A 21,503-nucleotide genomic window follows, 5' to 3' on the forward strand; every position below is an offset into this window, starting at 1 on the left:
AGCTCCAATCGACGGCAGGATGACGTCAACCGAATGTATCGCACTTCGGGTCCCGAGAGGATGCGGGATGTCGTCGGTAGACGCCGCAGTGGACTCCTACCCCCTGAGGCCGAAATACGCCATCCCGAGCAGCAGGCAGCGTTGTCGGACTGGCAATCATCAGGTCCCGACGAGCTGCACGCACTGGCCCTTGGCTGCGCCGACAGCTTTATGCGCGTGGCTCAAGCTCACCGCGTGACATGTCCACGACAGGCGTGGCAGGGACGAACCCGGCCGCGAGGTAGGTCGCCAACGCGCCCGTATTGGCCCCTTCGGCGGCCACCACGGCGCTGGATGAACCCATCTCCCGCAGCACTGCTGCTCCGGCACGGGTGATCTCCACCCCGTAACCGCGCCCACGATGGTCCCGGTGCACGCCCATAGGTTCGATAAGGCCGGGACGCCCCGGTCCGGCAGACCATACTGTTGTCACCGCGACCGCCCTGCCTTGCGCGTCGAAGGCGACGAGGTTGCGCGATGTCCCTGCGAAGGGCCCGGCGGTCATCGCCAGCCAGCGGTTGACGAGCGTCTGCCTCACGACATCATCGAGTGGAGTGCCCCGGAACGCGGACCAGTGCACTCCTACCCATTCTCCGGCCCGGTCCTCGTCGATGGTCTCGATCAGGGTGCAGGTCGGCTGGACAGGTGCGGAGAGATCCAAGCGCAATGGAATCCACGGTTCGTCCTCTTGCCAGCCTCGTTGTCCCAGGATTCGCGTCAGAGCGCTGGCGCCTCGTGCCTCCACCGTCGCCTGTCCGGAGGCGAATACGCCGACTTCAGGGTCTTCGATCGAGTCTGCGATCCGCCGTGCAAGGCCGGCGTCGTCGCGTCGCGTCGGGTCGATCGCCAGACGAAGGAGCTGCGGGCCATCGAGAAGACCGATGGCGGCCGGTGTCGCACCGTCCGCCCAGATCCGTATCGCTGATGCCGTCTCGTCGGGACCGAGCCGCGAATACCAGCCGAGGTCACCAGGATGGAGGTGGACGGGGCCTCCATCCACCTGCCATCGAGCGAGTGTGTCTCCAAGCTGCGCGAGCCGTGAAGCATCGGGCATGTTCATCTCTGCCTCCTGAAACGGTTTGCGGTCCTTGATCGAGTCCCGACAGGAAGACGACGACGGCGGTGCTGCCGCCGTCGTCGTCTCTTGGATCCCGTCACTAACGTCAGTTAGGTACGCTGATGCTCAGCCGATCAAGGCCGTGGCAACTGAGTAGCGGGCCAGTGCGGTGTACGCAGTCTTGGTGCCTGTCACGCGTACTTTAATGGCACTTCCCTTGTCGGCGGCGACCAGTTTGTACGTCTGGGCGGTGGCGCCCGAAATGGCAGTACTTCCGCGGAACCACTGGTAGGTCAACGTCACCGGGGCAGGACCCCAGGCGCCGGGTGTCGCGGTGAGCGTGCTGCCCACGGTTGCCGTGCCTGCGACGGTGGGAGTGGGCCCGGTCAGCGTGCCCGCCGCCACGGCAGCAGTCGCTACGGAAGTCTTGGCCGCCGTCGTGAATCCGGTCTTTGAGCCCGTGACCCGGACGGTCATGGTCTTGCCCAGGTCAGCGGCAGCCAATGAGTACGTAGCTGAGGTGGCGCCCGTGATCGCGACGCCGCTCCGGTACCACTGGTACGCCAGCGTCACAGGGGCAGGACCCCACGCGCCTGGCACAGCCGTGAGGACCGAACCAACTTTCGCCGTCCCGGACACCGTCGGCACCGGCGCGGTTAACGTTCCCACCGAGACGGCGGCAGTGGCTGCGGAGGTTTTCGCCGCCGTCGTAAACCCGCTCTTTGAGCCCGTGACCCGAACGGTCATGGTCTTACCCAAATCCGCGGCAGCCAATGAGTACGTAGCTGACGTGGCCCCGGTGATCGCGACGCCACTCCGGTACCACTGGTACGCCAGCGTCACAGGGGCAGGACCCCACGCTCCGGGAACAGCCGTCAACACCGAACCAACTTTCGCTGTCCCGGTCACCGTCGGCACCGGCGCGGTCAACGTTCCCACCGCTACGGCCGCAGTTGCAGCGGAAGTCTTCGCCGCCGTCCTAAACCCGGCCTTGCCGCCCGTAACCTGGACGGTCATGGTCTTACCCAAATCCGCGGCAGCCAACGAGTACGTAGCTGACGTGGCCCCGGTGATCGCGACGCCGCTCCGGAACCACTGGTAGGTGAGCGTCACGGGGGCAGGTCCCCACGTCCCGGGAACCGCCGTGAGCACAGAGCCAACCTTCGCTGTCCCGGACACCGTCGGCACCGGTGCCGTCAAGGTGCCCGCCGCGACGGCTGCAGTCGCAGCGGAAGTCTTCGCCGCAGTCGTAAACCCGGCCTTGGTGCCCGTGACCCGAACGGTCATGGTCTTACCCAGATCGGCGGCAGCCAGAGAGTAGGTAGCTGACGTAGCCCCGGCGATCGCGACGCCGCTCCGGAACCACTGATAAGCCAACGTCACAGGGGCAGGACCCCACGTCCCGGGAACAGCTGTCAGGACAGAACCGACCTTCGCCGTTCCGGACACCGTGGGAACCGGAGCGGTCAACGTGCCCGCCGCAACAGTGACAGAGGCCTGGCCGTAATAGGGCTGGAGCGGCCAGTCGTGGACGCTGAGTCGTACGGTGACTTTTTTGCCGGCGTCGGAGGTTTGCAGAAGGAACGTGGGCCCGTTTGTCCGGTAGTCCTGCACACCGTTGACGAACCAGTCGTAATACGGGCCAAAATCAGGGGCGGGGTTCAAGGTGCCGTGGTCAACGGTCAGGGTGTTCCCCGCGCTGGGCGTGCCCAGGAGGGTAAAGGGCTTGGAAGATGTGACAGCCTCGGCTCCGGATTTGCCGCCGTGGACCGAGGTGGTGTGCGGGGCGTATCCGGTCTTGGTTCCGGTGACTTTTGCCCAGATGTCGTACCCGGCATCAGCCGCGGTGGGGGTGTAGACAGTGGTGGTGGCGCCGGCGATGTCCTGTAGTTCGGAATTATCCTTGGAGCGCTGCCACTGGTAGGCGAGGGTCACCGGAGCCGGTCCCCAAACGCCGGGATCGACCGTCAGTTTCTGTCCCGCCTGGGCTGAACCGTAAACGTAGGGCCTATCGGGTGTCAGCGACAGCCCTGCTACGTCCAGCTGCATGGTGAGCTTTACCCGCTGGCCGGCAGAAGTCGCTGTCAGAACGGTTGCCGTGTCCTTGGTGGGCGTGTTGTCGTAGCACTCGGCTTTGTACCGCTTATCGCGGGGCGCGCCCTCGTAGACCGTGTCCGAAACGCAGAGCTTGTACTTCTTGCCGACTGTCATGCGCCAGTAGATCTTGCCCTGCGCATTTGAGGTCAGCGGACCCATCTGGGGCCCTTCCCAGGCTGCCGTTGCCTCGTTGTAGACCCACGGGATATAGCCGACGTCGGCAATCGGCGCACCCGCCGGGTCGACGACAGTGGCCTCCATGAGGGTTTCATCCTTGAGGACGAAGTTCACGTTGGTCCATGCGACTCCGGCGGGGACGGTAGCAACCGTGTAAGTGTCCACGGTGCCGGTGCCGGTCCAGTACTGCTCCAGGTAGAGGCGCTGGCCCGACTCATCCCGAACGCTGATGTAGGCCTGGTTGGGCGGGATCTTGGTGAGGGTGAAGTAGCCGTTGGCGTCCGGCTTGGTGCTGCTCACTTGTCCGCCGTTGTTGGGTGATGCTGAGACGGACACCGCAGTCAGCGGCTGGCCGGCCTTGTTGGTGACCCGGCCGGTCATGCTGCCGAAGGCTTCCAATTGCGGGTTGTACGTGGTGGTGGGGGCAGCATCGGTAACGGCAACCGGTGTGGAACCGTAGGAGCTTGATTGGTTCGAGTTCCACTCTGAGGCGTACGTGGCGGAGCAGGGCCCGCTGCTGCAGGTGGTCCATATTTTGTAGCTGCCGGAAGCCGGCACCGTGAAACTGTAGGAGCCATCGGGAGCAGACCACGCACCGGCAACGAAGTCGGCCCGGTCGTCATTGGTGTACGCACCCACCCAAACGTCGCCCAGCGCAGTGGCCGTTGCGGTGGCTGTCAGTTTTCCCTTGACCACGCCCTTGAAGGTGTAGGTCGCGGCCGAGGCGGGCGCGATCCCGGCGAAGAGACCCGCGGCCACCAAAGCGACAGCCGCCAGGATGGCCCACACCCCCTGCCGTGTTCTGTGGAACGGATGGTCGGCGGCAGGTCGCGGCAACGGCATGGGTAAGGTCCTTTTCCCCAAAAAAGTGACTGAAGGGACCGAGCGGTCCTCTGCCATCGTAGGCGTCGTCCCGCAGCAGTGCCATGGGGAGTTCTATACGGCAGCGAGCGGCTGCTGTTTGAGTCCTTCCAGACGCGCTTGAAGTTCGTCGGAGGTCGGGGGGTTGGCGCCGGGCCGGCTGACGGTGATCGCTGCGGCCAAGGCTGCGGTCTGTCCGATGCTTTCGAGGGCTGGTGAAGCAAACGCCTTTTCGCCTCTGGCCAACAGTTCAAAGATGAGGGCCGCCATGTAGGAGTCGCCGGCGCCGATGGTGTCTGCAACGTGGGTCTTCGCTGATGGGACGTTGAGGCGTGCTCCGGGTGTGGCCAGGAGCGCACCTTCAGCGCCTCGGGTGATGACGGCCAGCCGGGCCCCGTGATTCAGGAGTCGGGAGGCGACGTCGTCCAGGGAGGATGCGGGGTACAACCAGTGCGCATCTTCGTCACTGAGTTTGATGACGTCGGTGAGGGGGAGCAGGTCCTCGAAAATCTGCTTGGCTTCGGCATGGCTGCCAAGGAGGGCCGGGCGGATGTTGGGGTCGTAGGTGACCAGGCAGGAGTCGTGGCTTTGTTCCAGAAGCGTGCGCACAGTAGCGGCTCCCGGGGCCAGGAACGTGGCGATGGATCCGGTATGGAGGACTTTCGGGATCGTGGCCGGTGCTACGGGTGCAAGTTCCCAGCGGATGTCGAACTCGTAGCTGGCCGAGCCGTTCGTTGCCAGCGTTGCGGTGGCCGTGGCGGTGCGCTCCAGGGATGTTGATCCGGGAAGCAGCCGGACACCTGCGCTGTGGAGGTGGGTGGTGATGGCGGTGCCGTGTTCGTCCTCGCCGATCGCTGTGAGGAGCCCGGTCGGTACCCCGAGGCGGCCCAGGCCGTAGGCGACATTGGCGGGGGAACCGCCAGGGTAGCTGATGGTTCCTTCCCGGGTGTTCACAATATCGACCAGGGCTTCGCCGATGACGAGGACGTCCGGTTGGTTATGGGCAAAGTCGCCTGGGTGAAGGTTGTGCATCTCGGTTCTTTCGTCGGGTTGCTGGTGGGACGGGGGAGGCATGGGTCCGTCCGCAGACCTGTTGGCAGGTCTGCGGACGGAGAATAGGGTTTCCGTTGGGTCGGAAGGCCCGGTCGGAAGGCCCGGACGGAAGGCCCGGTGTGGCGCTTAGGCTTTGGCCGCGCCGGTCATGATGGCGACGGCGTCGGTCATTGTGTGTGATTGCGGGGTGATGGTTGCCGCGCATTTGCCGAGGCGCTGGATGTGGATGCGGTCTGCAACGTCGAACACATGAGGCATGTTGTGGCTGATCAGGATGACCGGCAGCCCTCGGTCGCGGAGGTCCCGGACCAGCTGGAGCACCTGGTTGGATTCGCGGACTCCCAAGGCAGCCGTCGGTTCGTCGAGAACCACCACCTTGGATCCGAAGGCCGCTGCACGGGCAACGGCGACGGCTTGGCGCTGGCCACCGGAGAGATTCTCGACCGGCACGGTGACGTCCTGGAGAGTGGAGATGCCAAGCCGGCTCAGCTCTTCCTTGGCTTTCCTGCGCATGCCCTTGGTATCGAGGATTCGGAACAGGCTTCCCAACGGTCCGGGGAGCCGCTCTTCCCGGCCGAGAAACAGGTTCGAGGCAACATCGAGGGCCGGCGAAACAGCCAGGTTCTGGTAAACAGTTTCGATGCCGTGGACGCGGGCGTCCTGCGGCCGTTTGAAGTGAACCTGCTGTCCGGAGACGAAGAGTTCACCGGTGTCGGGAACTTCGGCGCCGGTGAGGCATTTGATGAGTGTGGACTTACCGGCGCCGTTGTCGCCGATGATGGCCAGAACCTCGCCGGGGTAGAGGTCCAAGCTGACACCGTCGAGACCGACGACGCGGCCGAAGGTCTTGACGAGGTTCCTGGCCTTGAGGATGGGCTCGCGGGTTTCGGTGCGGGGGGCTTCAAAATCTGTGGTGGTCATGACTTGACCTTTCGGATCCATTGATCGACGGACACGGCAATGATGATCAAGATGCCTACGGCGAGGGTCTGGTAGAGCACGTCCAGGCCAGCGAGGGAGAGGCCATTGCGGAAGACGCCAACGATCAGGGCTCCGAGAAGCGAGCCCCAGATGGAGCCACGGCCGCCGAAGAGGCTGGTGCCGCCAATCACGACGGCGGTGATGGAGTCCAGGTTCAGGTCGACGCCGGCGTTAGGGCTGGCGGCATTGGTACGGCCGATCTGGATCCAGGCGCCGACGGCGAGGACTGCACCGGCAGCAAGGTACACGCTCATCAGGACGCGGTTGACGGGAATGCCGGCCAGTCGGGCTGCTTCCTTGTCATCGCCCACGGCGTAGACGTGCCGTCCCCAGGCGGTCTTGCCCAGAATGAACGCTACGGCCACGTAGAGGAGGAGCATCATGACCACACCAGTGGAGATCCGGACGGGGCCGATCGGGAAGGTGCTTCCCAGCCAGGTGAGCATTCCTGGCATCGCGGAGCCGCGCACGGTGCTTCCGCCAGAGTAGAGCAGCGTCAGAGCGATGAAGATGTTCAATGTTCCCAGCGTCACGATGAACGGTGGCAGCCGGAATCTTGTGACCAGGAAGCCGTTTAATGCTCCTGAACCAAGGCCGACGACCAGGCCTGCCAGCAGCGCAACAGGCCCTGGAATGCCGTTGCTGACCGCAAGTTGTGCGATCACCATTGAGGACAGGATCATGACCGCGCCTACGGAGAGGTCAATGCCTGCTGTGAGGATGATCAGCGTCTGGGCGATCGCCAAGGTGCCCACCACGGCAACCTGTTGAGTAATCAGGGACAGGTTCTCAACGCGCAGGAAGCGATCATTGAGGAGCCCGAAGACCACCACGGCGATCAGCAGCACAATAGCCGGGCTGAGTGCTGGGTATCGGTGGAGGAGGTTGCGGATTCTGCTGAGGGGCGTCTGGCGGTCGAGGAATTCCTCGGCCAGGTCAGCATGCCCCGCGCTCGGGGGGCCGGCGGTCTGTTGCTGGGTCACTTGGGTTGCTCCTGAACTTCCATGTTCTGTAACTGCTGGGCATGCGGGGAGACGCTGGTTGGAGCGTCTCCCCGCCTAGGAACGGGTTACTTGCCCCAGCAGATCTGGGATGCTTCGGTGGTGGTGATGCTCTTCACGCCGTCTGCGGGCTTGTCAGTGACGAGCTCGACGCCGGTGTTGAAGAAGTCAAGGCCCTCTGAGTTGGCGGGCTTTTTGCCGGTCTTTGCCAGATCTACGATGGCTTTTACGCCCAGCTCGGCCATTTTGACCGGGTACTGCTGAGCCGTTGCGCCGATCACACCGGACTTGACGTTGTTTACACCTGAGCAGCCGCCGTCAACGGAGACGATCAGGACGTCCTTTTCCTTGCCCGCGGACTTCAGGGCCTCGAAAGCACCTGCGGCAGCGGGCTCGTTGATCGTGTAGACAACGTTGACATTGGGGTTCTTGGCCAGCAGGGTCTCCATCGCGGTACGTCCACCGTCTTCGGCTCCTTGGGAAGCCTGGCTGCCGACGATTTCGTAGTCGCCGCCCTTGCCGCCCGTATACGTTCCCGTCTTGGCTTCGTCGCCGTTCTTCTTCTTATCCGCGGTGTCGATGCCGAGGCCGGTCAGGAAGCCCTGGTCGCGGTTGTAGTCCACCGAGACCACCTTGTCGTCAAAGAGATCGATGAGGGCGATGACAGCTTTCTTGCCCGCCAGTTGCTGGGCGGTCCACTTGCCGATGAGCTCTCCGGCGTTGAAGTTGTCCGTGGCAAACGTGATGTCAGCGGCGTCGGCCGGGTCCGGCGGGGTGTCCAGCGCAATGACGAACAAGCCCGCGTCCTTGGCCTTCTTCAGGGCATCCACTACCGAGGGGCCGTTGGGGGTAATCAGAATGCCCTTGTCACCCTTGGAGATCGCATTCTCAATGGCCTGGATCTGGGTGTCCTCGTCGCCGTCGGCCTTGCCGGCCGCAAGCTTAAGGTCGACGCCGTCCGCCTCGGCGGCCTTCTTCGCGCCGTCCTGCATGGAAACGAAGAACGGGTTGGAGGTGGTCTTGACGATCAGCGAAACACCGATCTTCTCGTCGGAGCCTCCGCTGGATGAAGGGGAGGAGCTGCCTCCGCAGGCTGTCAGGCTAAGTGTGCCGAGGGTCAGGACTGCGCCGACGGCAAGAAGACGGTTCCGGGTGGACCGCGTGACTCTGGAACTCAACATTGAAACTCCTGGTTTTGTGGCTGTTGGCGGCGCATTTCTGCGGCTGACAACGTTGTCATGGAACATGTAAGCAAGCTCACACGATAGAGTCAAGTATTAATCGAGTTGAGGAGCAGCAAGTTGACAACGATGTCTAATCGTTACCAGTCCGACTCCGGACGCAAGCGCCCCACCATGAAGAATGTTGCCGATCTCGCGGGCGTTGGGATTAAGACAGTTTCCCGCGTCGTGAACGATGAGCCGGGCGTCTCCGAGGCGACCCGCCAGCGGGTCATACGGGCGACGGAACAGCTGCAGTACCAACTGGACATCACGGCGGGCAGCCTGAAGCGTTCCGGACGCAAGACCCAGTCCATCGGCTTGCTGCTTCCGAGCGTTTCCAACCCATTCAGTGGGGAGATCCACAGGGCCATGGAAGACGCCTTGGCTGTGCGCGGCATTGCCGTCTTCGCTGCAAGCCTGGATGACGATCCCGACCGGGAGAGGAAACTCATTTCGGCTTTCCTGGGCCGCCGGGTCGATGGGCTTGTGCTGACTACCATCGCCAAGAGCCAGGCGTACATGATTCCGGAGCACTCCCGCGATCTGCCACTGGTATTCGTTGACCGTGAGCCCGCGGGCATTGAGGCCGACGCGGTAGTGACTGATAACGAAATTGGTGCGGCAAAGGCGGCGGCCCATCTCATCAAGCATGGGCATACCCGGCTGGCTTACCTTGGCGACCGGACTGATATTCAGACTGCCGGGAGGCGCCGGACAGGGTTCCTGGATGGCGTGGGACAAGCAGGCGTTTCCACGTCCGGGGTCGCCGTTCGTGAAAACCTGCATGACGAGGAAACCGCATGCCGGGCCGCTCACGAGCTGCTTACCTCAGAGAACCCGCCGACGGCGATATTTTCCAGTCAGAACTTGGTGACGTTCGGGGCCATGCGGGCTCTGAAAGCCCTTGGACTGCATCACAAGGTTGCCCTCATTGGATTTGATGATTTCACCCTGGCCGACATGATGGACCCCGGGATCACAGTGATCGCCCAGCATCCCGAACGCATCGGCAAGCTTGCGGCTGAGCGGATCCTTGCAAGGATCGATGGCGACCAGAGCCCTGCCCAAACGTATGTCATCCCAACCGAACTGATAGAGCGGGGTTCCGGCGAAATCCGGCCCCAAGCTGACGCAGGCAAATAGCTGAGCAATCCGAAACCAACCGAGCAAAGGACTGGCCATGACCAAGACACTGTATGCAGAGTTCACCGTCAAAGAAGGCAGTGAAACCCGGGTCGCGGAAATGATGGCAACGCTGACGGAACACGTCCGGAACGAACCGGGAAATGTGATGTTCCTGCCGTACACGCGGGAAACCAACCCGCGGGAGTACTTCGTCTTCGAGGTGTACCGGGACGAGCAGGCCTTCCAAGAGCACATCGGGGCCGATTACGGCCGGGAGTTCAACGCCGAACTTGCCGATCACATAGAGGGCGACGGTTCCGCCCTGACCTGGCTGAACCCACTGATCCAACCGTAGAAGCAGGGGCGGCGGCCAGGCGAAAGCCGGCCGCCGTCCCCCGCTACGGGTAGTGCGTTACTTCTTTCCGGGAAGGAACATTGCTCCTTCCATGGGGGTCACCGTGAGGGACTTCAGTTGCGCTGTTCCACCCTCTGCAAAGAGGGTCATCCGGTCAGCGCCGGCGTTCGGAAATACTTGATCGGTGATGGTCCGGAGACCGTCGCCGGAGAACACTTCCACCGATGAGCGGTCTACATACACCCGCAGGGTGACATTGCCCTTTTGGTCCAGTGCGACAGGGGCGTCCTCAACTGAAGCGAAGGTCGGGTGGAAAGCGGTGTTTCCCGATGTCGTGCGGTCAACGAAGACCTTACCGGTGATGGAGTCATAGCCGATGGCGGTGGAGGAGTTGCCGTCGCCCAGTACGGTGATGCCTGACTTTTTCGCCGTGCCGGGTGCGAACGTGATGTCCACGCGCTGGACCTGACCTGAAGTGGCAGAGGGCAGCGGGGTTGTTCCGGCCTTGATGGCACCGCCCTTCTTGTCCGTGTAGCTGGGCTTTGTCGCGAGCTTGTCCACCTGCTTGACCACGCTTTGGGCAAGGCGTGGTCCATCAGGTGTCTGCGTCAGCTGCACCTCCCGGGGCAACGACATGGCACTGCGCCAGGGGTTGGTGGGGATGGTGTTGGCGTAATCCCAGTTGTTCATCCAGCCCAGCATGACCCGCTTGTTGTCGGGCATGTTCGAGAACGAAACGGCCGCGTAGTAGTCGCGTCCGTAGTCCAGCCAGTGATAAGACTCCAGCTTGGACTTCGCTGCTGTGGAGCTGGCTGTGAACTCATCCGCGAGGATGTGCCCCCATCCGAATCTGTTGTTGTCGACAACCTTGATGTGTGCCTGCTGGCCAACGAATTCCCTGGTATCCCACGAGGCCCAATCCAAGCTTTCGCTGTCGTTGCCGGTAGCGGTACGGACCACTTGTCCGTTGACAACCAAGTTCACCGTTTCTTCATCGGACCTGGCGACGGCGGCTGTGTCAGTGAGCATGACGTGATCAAGAGTCATGTGGCCCCACCCGCCGGTAGCTTCGTCAACGACTCGCAGCTGTGCCTTCTCGCCGGCGAACTCCGAGACATCCCAGCCTTTCCAGTTCAGCAATCCCGCGTTATCACCGGCCAGGGAGCGGACTACATTGCCGTTGACCAGCAACTGGACGGCCAGGGTCTGGCCTGAGTCCGCTGTTCGGTTGCCGCCTCCCACCAGCATGGACATGAAGTCCTTGGTGATGGGGAACTCGGGGGAGGTCAGGGTGCCTTGGCGGTCATCACCGGGTACGGCGCCTGTTTCGAAGGTGTTGATTCGCTTGGCGCCGATGTAGAAGTCCCCGCCGCTGGTGGCCGGCTGGTAATTGGGGGTCAGGTCGCCTGTCCCCGTCCAGCCTGCATCGGCCAGCGTTGTGCCATTGGGAACCTCGAAGCCGTCAAACTTCAGCTCTCCCGGGGGCGGGGTGTTGTCCAACTTGTCGGAGACGCGGGGGTGCTTACCGCCGCCGATGAGGAAGTTAAGGTAGTCGTCGGTCACGGTGAAGGTTGGTGACTGCATGGAACCCAGGGGCCAGTCGCCGTCGTTGAATGAGTTGATCAGTCCTGTTCCGCCGAATCCGGTCACCGGGCTCTGGCCGGGCAGGGATCCGGGCGCGGGAGCGTCCCCGAAAGGACCGTTCTTCCAGTTGCCTGGTTCGTTGTTTATGGTCCATCCGTTGTAGGTGCCGTCGTTGAAGCCTGCCATGACCGTGCCGGCGGGTACCTCGGCCACTGGTTCGGTGGTTTCGGAGGTGAACGTGGTGCCGTCAAAGTTGCCCACGAAGTATTGACCGGCCGATCCTCCCGCAACACCGCCGGGGTTGATGTTGACCACCATGACCCACTTGATGTTGTTCTTGTCCCCATCCACCGCCAGCGGGAACAAGTCAGGGCATTCCCACTGGCCGCCGGTAGCGTTGGCCGGCCCGAATTCGCTCAGGGCAGTCCAGTCCTTGAGGTTGCCGGACTTGTAGAGGAGCACCTTGTGATCCTGCGATTCGACGACGGTCATGACCCAGTAGCCACCGCCGGACGGGTTGTCGTACCAGAAGACCTTGGGGTCCCGGAAGTTGGCAGAATTGCGGTTCAGCACCGGGTTTCCTGAGTATTTGGTCCAGGTCTGGCCATCATCCAGGCTGTAGGCCAGGGACTGGGCCTGCAAGCCCCGATGCGGGGAAGCTTCCTTGTAGGCGCTGGTGTAGATGGCCACCAAGGCGGGGTTTTCTTTGGTCCCGAAGCCTGTTGTGTTGTCCTTATCCACCACAATGCTGCCGGAGAATACATCCTCCTGCGCGTCGGTGGACAGTGCAAGGGGCTGCTCTTGCCAGTGAACCAGGTCCTTCGACGTCGCGTGACCCCACGACATGTTCCCCCAGGTGTTGCCGGAGGGATTGTGTTGGTAGAACAGGTGATAAACCCCCTTGTGGAAAACCATTCCATTGGGATCGTTCATCCAATTTTTCGCTGGCGTGTAGTGGTAAGCAGGTCGAAACTCCTCACTTCCCACCCCGGGTGTTGCAGAGGCTGGTGCCACGCCGGCCATGATGCCCGAAAGCGTCAGGCCCGCCAGCGTCAATGCAGACGTCGCTGCCCGCATCCTACTGATCGTGAATTTAGTCATTGTTCTTCCAAGTCGCCCTTCATCGCGCGTGCCCATCCCCACATAGACAACGTTGTCAGTGCGTTGAAAGCTACGATAAGTCCACCGGACAAGTCAACGGTCGTTCGGGATGTCTGCAGGTGGTGGCCACCGCGGATCTCAGTGACCTGAACTCATTGGAGGAGCTGTTCGAAAACGCGGATGGCGTGATCCACCTCGGGGGAATTCCTGATGAGGCGGATTTCCATGACTTGGCGGAGGTGAATATCGTCGGCACGTATCACGTTCTCGAGGCTGCCCGACGTGCCGGAGTGCCTCGAGTGGTCTACGCCAGCAGCAACCGTTTGACGGGTATGTACTCAGCCGGCGATCCGGTCTCATCGGACATGCCACCCCGTCCCGATGGCTTCTACGGAGTTTCGAAAGTCGCGGGAGAAGCCCTGTGCCGGCTCTACGCGGACAAATTTGGCATCAGTACCATCGCCGTACGTATCGGCAGCTACGAACATCGACCGGGTTCCGCCCGCGAGCAGCGGACCTGGCTTAGCCCGTCAGATGCGGTTCGGGCTTTCCTCGCCACGATGACCACCGCAGAACACGTCGCCGTCTTTTACGCCGTCTCCGCGAACACCGGCCGGTGGTGGGACCTAAAGGCGGGAGACGCCGTCGGGTTCATTCCTGAGGATGACGCAGCCCGATGGGGAGCGGCGGAGGATTATGATCCAAACTTGCCTCAGGGCGGGATCTACGCGAGCAAAGAGTACTCCATCGACAAGATGTCCTTGTAGCAGGGGGTGCTTAGCGCTGCGACGGCGCGAAAGCGATCTCCTCGGTGCGGGCAATGCCTCGCTCAATGGCCGCCTTGTCGATGCCCAGAAGCGTGGTGAGCCACATGCCGTTTTGCACCACAACGATGTCGGCCGCCCGCTCCCTGCATTCTTCGGGAGACAAGCCGGAAATGGCATTCCCGATCAATGCCGCAAGCCCTTGGAGATACCGGTCAAAAGCTGCGGCATTGATCTGTGCAAAGTCCTCATGTGCCTGGGCCAGGGCCCACAGATGGAGGCGGAGGGACAGATACGGTGTGGTCAGGAGCCCTGGGTCCGCAACCCTACGGAGAGACTCGCGGAGTTGTTCGTCCGGGGTGGAAGTGGGCGAAGGCTCCACCAACAGGAGGTCGTGCTCTTCAATCTGGTGGAGCACCGCGCGGATCAAACTCGATTTGTCTTCGTAGTAGTAATTCACCAGCCCCAAGGCGACGCCGGCTTCCCGTGCCACGGCACGCATATTGATGCCTGAAATGCCGTGGCGGGACAGTAGTTCCAGTGCCGCTTCAAGAATGCGCTTCTGTCTGTCAACCTGTTCGCCGGACTTGACGGTGCTTGTACCCATCCGGCCAGACTATTGCCTAAGCCAGATCAGCGCATCCTGACCATTCAGAGGTTCCTTTCCGCGTAAACCCGCAGCGCATCCCGGACGAAGGCCGCCCCTGTTTCACCGCCATAATTGGCGGCAAACCTCGGATCAGCGACGTACATCTCGCCGAGTCCCGTGACGTAACCCTTGACGTCTCCGCCGGGTGCCGTCGTCGGGGTTCCCGGAATTCCGCGAAGCCATTCGACGTGGCGCCGTGCAAGATCCTGCGCTTCAGCGCTGTCCGGTGCTACGCCTGATTCGGCGGCGGTTATCCAGTCCGTGCCCAGCTTTTGTGAGCGGTCTTTCCACTGCTGCTTCTCGTCGGCGCTCATTCCGCGCCACCACGCATCGCTGGCGGCGTAAGCATCCTTGCCCCAGCGCTCCTCCACCTCGTCCTTGTACTGATTGTGGTCGAAGCCATCAAACATGTTCTGTGCCATGTACTTTCCATCCCCTTTCATTGTGTCGATGGTCTGCCGGACGGACGCGATCTGCCGGGTCAGCCTGTCCTGCTCCTGCGCGAGCCATTCCAGATGGCTGCTTAACGCTTTGACGGTGTCCGTCTCTCGATCGAGAACTTCGGCGATGGCCGGGAGGCCAAGCCCCAGTTCCCGGAGCAGGAGGATGCGCTGGAGTTGGACCAGGGCCGGACCGTCATAGTAGCGATAGCCGTTATGGCCGGTCCGGCTTGGTTTCAGCAGCCCGATGTCGTCGTAGTGACGCAGCGTGCGGCTGGTGGTTCCTGCAATCTTGGCGATTTCCTGAATTGACCAGTCCATACGTCCTCCGTCCTGTGCCTGTTCTTCGACAGTAGGGGTTGACGTTACGTCAAGGTCAAGGGGATGGCTGCCAGCACTTAGTCGGCCAGGATCAGGTAGAGGGCGCGGCGGGTTTCGTCCAGCTTCTCAATGGCTGCCTGGCGCTGGTCATCGGTGGCGGCTGAGCGGAACTGGTGGACGACGCCCATGAGCTTGCCGACGCTCTGGTGGAAGGCGGCGGCAGTTCCGTCGGCCTCCGTATTCCAGGCGTTGGCCAGTTCTTCCTCGTGCTCGGCAACATAGGCCTTGCCATCGTCCGTGAGCGTGAACTCGGTACGTCGGCCTTCGCCGACGGCGACGATCAGTTCTTCATCCACCAGTTGCTGGAGGGTGGGGTAGACGGATCCGGGGCTGGGACGCCATGCGCCGGATGTTTTCTCCGCGATGGTCTTGATGAGGCCATAGCCGTTGGAAGGAGCCTCCGCCAAGAGCGAGAGTATCGCTGCCCGGACGTCGCCGCGGTTGGCTCGGCGGGAGCCGCCAGGACCGAAGCCCCTTGGGCCGAATCCGGGTCCAAAGCCGGGGCCAAACCCGCCCGGTCCGAAGCCCGGGCCAAACCCGCCGCCTCCGTGTCCGCCCGGCCCTCGTCGGCCCTTGCCCCGGTTAAAGCGGCCTCGGCCGTGTCCGGGTTCGGGGTGTCCGTGGTCGTGCTCGGGGAATGGGTTGCCGTGTTCGTTGATGCCTTTCATAACAGCATCGTCCTTTCGGTTGTCCTTACGCCGAAGGATGATCGGCGATAGTTAACGATATATCGGTGACTATCGCGACGTCAAGAGTCGATAAAAACCAAAACTGCCCCCGCCCAGAGGGCAGGGGCAGCAATGTGGGGCGAAGGGCGGCTATGACAGCGGGGTGACGTAAGCTCCCGAAATACCGCCATCCACCAGGAATGTCGACGCCGTAATGAAGGATGCGTCGTCACTGGCCAAGAAGGCGACGGCAGCCGCCAGCTCTTCCGGTTCCGCGAAGCGACCCAGCGGCACATGGACCAGGCGGCGTGCTGCCTTCTCCGGATCCTTGGCGAAGAGTTCCTTCAACAGCGGCGTGTTCACCGGCCCCGGGCAGAGTGCGTTGATGCGGATGCCCTGGCGCGCGAATTCGACGCCGAGTTCCCGGCTCATGGAGAGCACGCCACCTTTGGAGGCGCTGTAGGAAATCTGGGAAGTAGCGGCACCCATGACGGCAACGAAGGACGCCGTGTTGATGATGGAGCCCTTGCCCTGCTCCTGCATGTAGGGAATGGCGTATTTGCAGCAGTAGTAGACCGAGGTCAGGTTCACTTCCTGGACCCTCCGCCAGGCATCGATGCCCGTGTCCAGGATCGAGGCATCGTCCGCGGGGGAGATGCCGGCATTGTTGAAGGCAATGTCAACGCTGCCATATGTCTCTTTGGTCTGGGCATAAAGGTTGCGGACTTCTTCCTCGCTGGTCACGTCCACCTTCACGAACAGGCCGCCAACTTCGCTGGCCGCGGCAATGCCGGAGGTCGGCTCGATGTCCGCGATCACGACATTGGCGCCCTCTGCGGCCATCCGGCGTGCTGTGGCCAGGCCGATGCCGCTGGCGCCGCCCGTAATGACTGCACTGCGGCCTGCGAGGCGGTTGGAAACTACTGCTTGCATGGGGTGCTCCTTAGGGAAGTGGTGGAAAAGACTAGGCGGATTGGGTTGAGATGAAAACGTTCTTGACGTCGGTGAAGGCGTCCAAGGCATCCGGGCCGAGCTCGCGCCCCAGACCTGATTGTTTGAAGCCGCCAAAAGGTGTGGAGTAACGGACGGACGAGTGTGAATTGACGGACAAGTTGCCGGACTCGACGCCGCGCGCCACGCGAAGGGCCCGGTCTACCTTGGACGTCCAGATGGAACCGGACAGGCCATACTCGGTGTTGTTGGCGATCCGGATGGCTTCGGCTTCGTCCTCGAAAGGGACGACGGCGACTACCGGACCGAAGATCTCATCGGTGAATGACGGCGCGTCCACGTCCGGAGTCAGAACGGTGGGTGGGAACCAGAAACCCGGACCCTCCGGCGCCTTGCCCTGGAAGGCGACCGGGGCGCCGTCGGGCACGAATCCTGAAACTGTACTGAGCTGCTGTGCGGAGATCAGTGGACCCATCGTTGTGGCTGCGTCGGCGGGATCGCCGACGCGCATTCCCATAACCTCGGGTTCCAGCAGTTCGAGGAAGCGGTCGTAGACATTTCGTTGAACCAGGATCCGGGAGCGTGCGCAGCAATCCTGGCCCGCGTTGTCGAAAGCGCCACCCGGCGCCGCAGCCGCCGCAAGCTCAAGATCGGCGTCGTCGAAAACGATGTTGGCGCTCTTGCCGCCAAGTTCCAGCGTCACCCGCTTCACTTGGTCTGCACAGCCGGCCATGATCTGCTTCCCGACTCCGGTGGAGCCGGTGAAAACCACTTTGCGCACGGCAGGGTGGGTGACGAATCGCTGCCCCACCACGGAGCCCTTCCCGGGAATCACCTGGAAGACGCCTTCGGGAATGCCTGCTTCAAGGGCAAGCTCACCCAGCCGGATCGCCGTCAGCGGTGTCACCTCTGCGGGCTTGAGCACCACGGTGTTCCCTGCCGCCAGTGCAGGTGCGAAACCCCAGCCGGCAATCGGCATGGGAAAGTTCCACGGGACGATCACACCCACCACGCCCAGCGGCTCATGGAACGTCATGTTGACCCCGCCGGCCACGGGAATCTGGCGGCCGAAATGCCGTTCCGGAGCTGCGGCATAATAGTTCAGCACATCACGGACATTGCCGGCTTCCCACCGGGCATTTCCGATGGTGTGCCCTGCGTTGCGTACCTCCAGTTGGGCGAGGTTCTCCAGGTCATGGTCGACGGCGGCGGCGAACCGCCGGAGCAGCAGCGCACGGTCCGCGGGCGCCACGGACCGCCACGACTCGTATGCGGCAGCGGCCTTTGCGATCGCAGCGTCCGTCTCTGTCAGGCCTGCGAGTGGGACCGTCTGGATGACCTCCTCGGTGGCCGGATTGATGACATCAAAGACTGTTGCAGTCATGCGGGGGACATCGCTTTCATGGTTGCGGTGTGGTCGTTACGGTAGTTCGCGGCTGCTTCCACGAAGCCGCGGAAGAGCCGGAGATCGTGCGGGTTCTGCTCCGGGTGGAATTGGACTCCCAACACCCAGCCGCCCTCCCTGGTTTCCAGGGCTTGGACCATGCCGTCTGCGGAGCGGGCTGTCACGCGCAGGGCCCGGGGCACAGAGTCCATGGCCTGGTGGTGGTAGCAGGGCGACTCAGCGGTGTCGCCGAGGAGATCGTTGATCAGGCTGCCCGGCGTGGTGCTGAAGGCCGCCTCGCCATACACACCGGGCGCTGGTTGGCACCTGGCATCCGGGTTGACGTCCGGGATGTGCTGGATCAGGGTCCCGCCCAACACGACGTTCAGGAGTTGCGCGCCACGGCAGATGGCGAACAGCGGCAGCTCACGTTCCAGCGCAGCGCGGAGAAGGACGGAATCGTGGCTGTCCCGCAAGGGCTGCGGCTGCGTCCTGGGATGGGGAGCCTGCCCGTAAAGTGAAGGATCGACGTCGGGCCCTCCCACCACGATCAGCCCGTCCACCAGGTCCAGGACCGTAGGGTCGGTACCGCTGGGTGGCAGCAGTATTGGAGTGGCGCCGGCCGCCACCACAGCCTCGACGTACGTGGCGGGGAGGATGGCCGCCGTCGTATTCCACACTCCCCAGGAGGCCTCCTGCAGGTAGCTCGTGAGTGCGATCCGGGGCCTGTACTTTTCAGAGTCGCTCGAAGCCACGGGTCCGCTCCCAGTCTGTGATGGCGCTGTCGTACGCGGTGAGTTCCACCGTGGCGGCGTGGACGTAGTGGTCCACCACGTCGTCGCCGAAGGCCTTGCGGGCGATGCTGCTTTCGGCGAGCAGATCGCGGGCGTCCCGCAGGGTGGTGGGCAGACGGTCCGCATCGGATTCGTACGCGTTGCCCTTGGTGATGGCCTGCAACGGGAGGTCATTCTCGATCCCGTGAATCACCGCCGCGATCATGGCTGCGACGGCGAGGTACGGGTTGACGTCGCCGCCGCCCACACGGTTTTCGGTGCGGAGGCCCCGGCCGTGTCCCACGACGCGCAGCGCACAGCTGCGGTTATCAAGGCCCCAGGCGATAGCCGTCGGCGCAAAGCTGCCCTCCACGAACCGCTTGTAGGAGTTGATGTTCGGGGCCAGGAAGTAGGTGAGTTCGCGCAGTGCTGCCAACTGTCCCGCCACGAAACGTTCCATCACGGGACTGAAGCCGTGTTCGCCGTCGCCCGCCAAGACGGGGTTGCCCTCAAGGTCGGTGAGGCTGAAGTGGATGTGGCAGGAGTTGCCTTCGCGCTCGTTGAACTTGGACATGAAGGTGATGCTCTTGCCGTGCCGGTCCGCGATCTCCTTGGCACCGTTCTTGTAGAACGAGTGCTTGTCACAGGCCGCCAGGGCCTCGTCGAAGCGGAACGTGATTTCCTGCTGCCCCAGGTTGCATTCGCCCTTGGACGATTCCACAACCAATCCGGCGGCCTCCATGTTGGTGCGGATGGAGCGGATCACCGGTTCCAGGCGCGCGGTAGCCAGCAGCGAATAGTCCACGTTGTACTGCGTTGCGGGCGTGAGGCTGGTGTAGTTCTTCTCCCAGGCCTGGCTGTAGGAGTCGTCGAACATGATGAACTCCAGCTCGGTGCCGGCGTAGGCACGGTAGCCAAGCTTTTCGAGGCGTTCGATCTGGGCCTTCAGGATCTGGCGGGGGGAGGCAGCAACAGGGGTGTGATCGGTCCAGAGCACGTCGCACTGCACTATCGCGGTGCCTTCCAGCCACGGAACCCGCCGCAGGGTTGAGATATCAGGCATCATCACCATGTCCCCATAGCCTGTCTCCCACGAGGACATGGCGTAACCGTCCACCGTCTTCATCTCGACATCGACGGCGAGAAGGTAGTTGCAGCCTTCGGCTCCGTGGTCCAGGACGTCCTCTATGAAGGACCGTGCTCCACAGCGCTTGCCCTGCAGGCGTCCCAGCGCATCTGTGATGGCGACAATGACGGTATCGATGTCGCCGCTGTCTATCAGCCCCCGCAGTTCGTCGAGGGTCAGTTGTTGGTTCCGGGCTGACGCTTTGTTTTGCTCATTCATGGTGTCTCCGGGGTTCTTGTGTGTGGACATTTGTTGTTACTTCAGTTCGGCTTCCGCCATGGCCAGTTGGGCGAACTCTTCTTCGGGCGCGCCCGCCACGATCCGGTGCCGGCTGTAGAGCCAGTAGTAGAGAAGGGCGGCGGCAAAGATTGCCGCCGTGATGGAAGCTGCAAAGACGTCGACGACGAACGTCGCCACGACTGCCACGGCGGAAAGGACCAGGGCAACCGAGGTTGTGACGATCCCGCCGGGAGTCCTGTAGCCGCGCTCCAAATGGGGTTCCTTTTTGCGCAAAACGATGTGGGAGAGGTTGAGCAGGACGTAGGAGACCGTGGCTCCAAAGACGGCTATGTTGATCAACAGGGCGCCGTCCTGCGTCACTGCTGCGAGCAGGAAGCCTATGGTGCCGGGAATGATGAGGGCCCAGTAGGGGGTGCGACGCGCCCCGGTGAGGGAGAGCCAGCGGGGGAGGTAACCTGCCCTCGAGAGTGCGAAGAGCTGCCGGGAGTAGGCGTAGATGATGGAGAAGAAACTGGCAACCAACCCTGCCAGGCCGGCGTAGTTGACGAAGTCGGCCAGGAACGTGTTACCGCCGTAGGCGATGCGCAATGCTTCGGGGAGCGGGTTGTCGGATCCGCTCATGGCTTGGGAGCCGGCGGCTCCGGGTACGAGGACCAGCATCAACGCTCCGAAGACCACCAGGATGATGACGGCCACGATGATGCCTCGTGGCATGTCCCGCTTCGGGTTGGACGTTTCTTCGGCCGCCAGTGGAACGCCCTCCACGGCCAGGAAGAACCAGATGCCGTAGACGAGTGCTGCGAGGATGCCGCTGACACCCATGGGTAGGAAGGCGCTGGAGCCTGCGGAGCCGTCCGGGACGATGTCGAAGAGCCTGGCAGGGTCGAATTTGGGAAGGAGGCCTATCACCGCGGCGATCAACGCAACTGTGGCTACTGCCGTGATGCCGAACATGATCTTCAGCGCCTCACCTACGCCACGGAGGTGGATCCCAATGAAGATCACGTAGGTGACGAGGTAGACCGGCCAGGAGTTGGTGAGCCCGAAGAGCCCCAGCGCTTCCACATAGCCGCCGATGAACGTAGCAATGGCAGCCGGCGCTACCGCGTACTCAATCAGGACTGCCATACCCGTGGCGTATCCGCCGAGTGGACCTAAAGCCCTGCGTGCGAACGCATAGCCGGCGCCCGCCGTCGGGAGCGTTGATGAAAGTTCGGCGAGGCCGAAGACCATGCAGGTATACATCACGGCCATCAGCACGAAGGCAATGAGCAGGCCGCCCCAGCCTCCCTGGGCGAGGCCCAGGTTCCAGCCCGCGAAGTCTCCGGAGATGACATACGCAACCCCCAAACCGGCCAGGAGGATCCAGCCGGCGGCACCTCTTTTGAGGCGGCGGTGCTTCAAATACTCTTCCTCGCCACCGGGTGGCTGGTGCGCTGTTTCCATGCGTGTTCCTAACGTCTGAGGAATGCT

At 62.7% G+C, this 21,503-nt stretch carries 18 protein-coding genes; 3 read left to right on the plus strand and 15 right to left on the minus strand.

The features are described from left to right. Positions 1 to 208: 208 nt before the first annotated feature. The 6 genes from ABQM86_RS03260 to ABQM86_RS03285 form a co-directional block, all read right to left on the minus strand. The gene (locus ABQM86_RS03260; RefSeq protein ID WP_369745915.1) at positions 209 to 1,099 is read right to left on the minus strand and encodes a GNAT family N-acetyltransferase; all 891 of its coding nucleotides are present in this window, start codon (positions 1,097 to 1,099) and stop codon (positions 209 to 211) included. A 123-nt stretch (positions 1,100 to 1,222) separates the two neighbouring features. Beyond that, the gene (locus tag ABQM86_RS03265; RefSeq protein ID WP_369745916.1) at positions 1,223 to 4,213 is read right to left on the minus strand and encodes a carboxypeptidase regulatory-like domain-containing protein; all 2,991 of its coding nucleotides are present in this window, start codon (positions 4,211 to 4,213) and stop codon (positions 1,223 to 1,225) included. A 93-nt stretch (positions 4,214 to 4,306) separates the two neighbouring features. Further along, positions 4,307 to 5,263: a carbohydrate kinase gene (locus ABQM86_RS03270; RefSeq protein WP_369745917.1), complete on the minus strand. Its 957-nt coding sequence runs from the start codon at positions 5,261 to 5,263 to the stop codon at positions 4,307 to 4,309. Between the two features lie 147 nt (positions 5,264 to 5,410). Next, positions 5,411 to 6,205: an ATP-binding cassette domain-containing protein gene (locus ABQM86_RS03275; RefSeq protein ID WP_207596080.1), complete on the minus strand. Its 795-nt coding sequence runs from the start codon at positions 6,203 to 6,205 to the stop codon at positions 5,411 to 5,413. Then, a complete protein-coding gene (locus ABQM86_RS03280; protein WP_207596081.1) occupies positions 6,202 to 7,248 on the minus strand; it encodes an ABC transporter permease in 1,047 nt (348 codons plus the stop codon). The genes ABQM86_RS03275 and ABQM86_RS03280 overlap by 4 nt, the downstream gene beginning before the upstream one ends. 86 nt (positions 7,249 to 7,334) lie before the next feature. Then, positions 7,335 to 8,447, minus strand: coding sequence for a substrate-binding domain-containing protein (locus ABQM86_RS03285; protein ID WP_207596082.1), 1,113 nt, complete (start codon positions 8,445 to 8,447; stop codon positions 7,335 to 7,337). A gap of 174 nt (positions 8,448 to 8,621) precedes the next feature. Here ABQM86_RS03285 and ABQM86_RS03290 point away from each other — a divergent pair, with 174 nt between their 5' ends. After that, positions 8,622 to 9,632 (plus strand): LacI family DNA-binding transcriptional regulator, encoded by a 1,011-nt coding sequence (locus ABQM86_RS03290; RefSeq protein ID WP_280627959.1) that lies wholly within the window; start codon positions 8,622 to 8,624, stop codon positions 9,630 to 9,632. A gap of 37 nt (positions 9,633 to 9,669) precedes the next feature. Beyond that, positions 9,670 to 9,969, plus strand: coding sequence for a putative quinol monooxygenase (locus ABQM86_RS03295; protein ID WP_207596083.1), 300 nt, complete (start codon positions 9,670 to 9,672; stop codon positions 9,967 to 9,969). Between the two features lie 57 nt (positions 9,970 to 10,026). Here ABQM86_RS03295 and ABQM86_RS03300 read toward each other — a convergent pair whose 3' ends face one another. Then, on the minus strand, positions 10,027 to 12,630 hold the full coding sequence (locus tag ABQM86_RS03300) for a GH32 C-terminal domain-containing protein (protein WP_369746621.1): 2,604 nt from the start codon (positions 12,628 to 12,630) through the stop codon (positions 10,027 to 10,029). A gap of 143 nt (positions 12,631 to 12,773) precedes the next feature. Between ABQM86_RS03300 and ABQM86_RS03305 the strand changes: the two genes are divergently transcribed. Next, complete coding sequence (locus tag ABQM86_RS03305) at positions 12,774 to 13,421, plus strand: NAD-dependent epimerase/dehydratase family protein (protein ID WP_369745918.1); 648 nt, start codon at positions 12,774 to 12,776, stop codon at positions 13,419 to 13,421. A gap of 10 nt (positions 13,422 to 13,431) precedes the next feature. On the opposite strand, the gene ABQM86_RS03310 is transcribed toward ABQM86_RS03305, so the two are convergent. The 8 genes from ABQM86_RS03310 to eat form a co-directional block, all read right to left on the minus strand. Further along, positions 13,432 to 14,025: a TetR/AcrR family transcriptional regulator gene (locus ABQM86_RS03310; protein WP_089593492.1), complete on the minus strand. Its 594-nt coding sequence runs from the start codon at positions 14,023 to 14,025 to the stop codon at positions 13,432 to 13,434. A 44-nt stretch (positions 14,026 to 14,069) separates the two neighbouring features. Continuing rightward, entirely contained in the window at positions 14,070 to 14,828 is a 759-nt protein-coding gene (locus tag ABQM86_RS03315) for a MerR family transcriptional regulator (protein ID WP_369745919.1), read from the minus strand. Between the two features lie 77 nt (positions 14,829 to 14,905). Beyond that, complete coding sequence (locus ABQM86_RS03320; RefSeq protein ID WP_369745920.1) at positions 14,906 to 15,556, minus strand: PadR family transcriptional regulator; 651 nt, start codon at positions 15,554 to 15,556, stop codon at positions 14,906 to 14,908. A gap of 150 nt (positions 15,557 to 15,706) precedes the next feature. Further along, the gene (locus ABQM86_RS03325) at positions 15,707 to 16,489 is read right to left on the minus strand and encodes a 3-oxoacyl-ACP reductase (protein ID WP_280626356.1); all 783 of its coding nucleotides are present in this window, start codon (positions 16,487 to 16,489) and stop codon (positions 15,707 to 15,709) included. Positions 16,490 to 16,520: 31 nt separating this feature from the next. Beyond that, on the minus strand, positions 16,521 to 17,891 hold the full coding sequence (locus tag ABQM86_RS03330) for an aldehyde dehydrogenase (protein WP_369745921.1): 1,371 nt from the start codon (positions 17,889 to 17,891) through the stop codon (positions 16,521 to 16,523). Further along, positions 17,888 to 18,646, minus strand: a complete 759-nt coding sequence (locus ABQM86_RS03335; protein WP_280626358.1) for a gamma-glutamyl-gamma-aminobutyrate hydrolase family protein — start codon at positions 18,644 to 18,646, stop codon at positions 17,888 to 17,890. The genes ABQM86_RS03330 and ABQM86_RS03335 overlap by 4 nt, the downstream gene beginning before the upstream one ends. After that, positions 18,627 to 20,009, minus strand: a complete 1,383-nt coding sequence (locus ABQM86_RS03340; RefSeq protein WP_369746622.1) for a glutamine synthetase family protein — start codon at positions 20,007 to 20,009, stop codon at positions 18,627 to 18,629. Before ABQM86_RS03340 ends, ABQM86_RS03335 begins: the two co-directional genes overlap by 20 nt. A 36-nt stretch (positions 20,010 to 20,045) precedes the next feature. Beyond that, positions 20,046 to 21,476, minus strand: a complete 1,431-nt coding sequence (eat, locus tag ABQM86_RS03345; protein ID WP_207596090.1) for an ethanolamine permease — start codon at positions 21,474 to 21,476, stop codon at positions 20,046 to 20,048. Positions 21,477 to 21,503: the final 27 nt, after the last annotated feature.

This window comes from Paenarthrobacter sp. AMU7, from assembly GCF_041200195.1.
Taxonomy (GTDB): Bacteria; Actinomycetota; Actinomycetes; order Actinomycetales; family Micrococcaceae; genus Arthrobacter.

What these genes read in the sequence shown, in the direction of transcription:
- ABQM86_RS03260 (WP_369745915.1), bottom strand. Translation starts at nt 1,099, where the DNA reads ATGAACATGCCCGATGCTTCACGGCTCGCGCAGCTTGGAGACACACTC.
- ABQM86_RS03265 (WP_369745916.1), bottom strand. Translation starts at nt 4,213, where the DNA reads ATGCCGTTGCCGCGACCTGCCGCCGACCATCCGTTCCACAGAACACGG.
- ABQM86_RS03270 (WP_369745917.1), bottom strand. Translation starts at nt 5,263, where the DNA reads ATGCACAACCTTCACCCAGGCGACTTTGCCCATAACCAACCGGACGTC.
- ABQM86_RS03275 (WP_207596080.1), bottom strand. Translation starts at nt 6,205, where the DNA reads ATGACCACCACAGATTTTGAAGCCCCCCGCACCGAAACCCGCGAGCCC.
- ABQM86_RS03285 (WP_207596082.1), bottom strand. Translation starts at nt 8,447, where the DNA reads ATGTTGAGTTCCAGAGTCACGCGGTCCACCCGGAACCGTCTTCTTGCC.
- ABQM86_RS03290 (WP_280627959.1), top strand. Translation starts at nt 8,622, where the DNA reads ATGAAGAATGTTGCCGATCTCGCGGGCGTTGGGATTAAGACAGTTTCC.
- ABQM86_RS03295 (WP_207596083.1), top strand. Translation starts at nt 9,670, where the DNA reads ATGACCAAGACACTGTATGCAGAGTTCACCGTCAAAGAAGGCAGTGAA.
- ABQM86_RS03300 (WP_369746621.1), bottom strand. Translation starts at nt 12,630, where the DNA reads ATGCGGGCAGCGACGTCTGCATTGACGCTGGCGGGCCTGACGCTTTCG.
- ABQM86_RS03310 (WP_089593492.1), bottom strand. Translation starts at nt 14,025, where the DNA reads ATGGGTACAAGCACCGTCAAGTCCGGCGAACAGGTTGACAGACAGAAG.
- ABQM86_RS03315 (WP_369745919.1), bottom strand. Translation starts at nt 14,828, where the DNA reads ATGGACTGGTCAATTCAGGAAATCGCCAAGATTGCAGGAACCACCAGC.
- ABQM86_RS03320 (WP_369745920.1), bottom strand. Translation starts at nt 15,556, where the DNA reads ATGAAAGGCATCAACGAACACGGCAACCCATTCCCCGAGCACGACCAC.
- ABQM86_RS03325 (WP_280626356.1), bottom strand. Translation starts at nt 16,489, where the DNA reads ATGCAAGCAGTAGTTTCCAACCGCCTCGCAGGCCGCAGTGCAGTCATT.
- ABQM86_RS03330 (WP_369745921.1), bottom strand. Translation starts at nt 17,891, where the DNA reads ATGACTGCAACAGTCTTTGATGTCATCAATCCGGCCACCGAGGAGGTC.
- ABQM86_RS03340 (WP_369746622.1), bottom strand. Translation starts at nt 20,009, where the DNA reads ATGAATGAGCAAAACAAAGCGTCAGCCCGGAACCAACAACTGACCCTC.
- eat (WP_207596090.1), bottom strand. Translation starts at nt 21,476, where the DNA reads ATGGAAACAGCGCACCAGCCACCCGGTGGCGAGGAAGAGTATTTGAAG.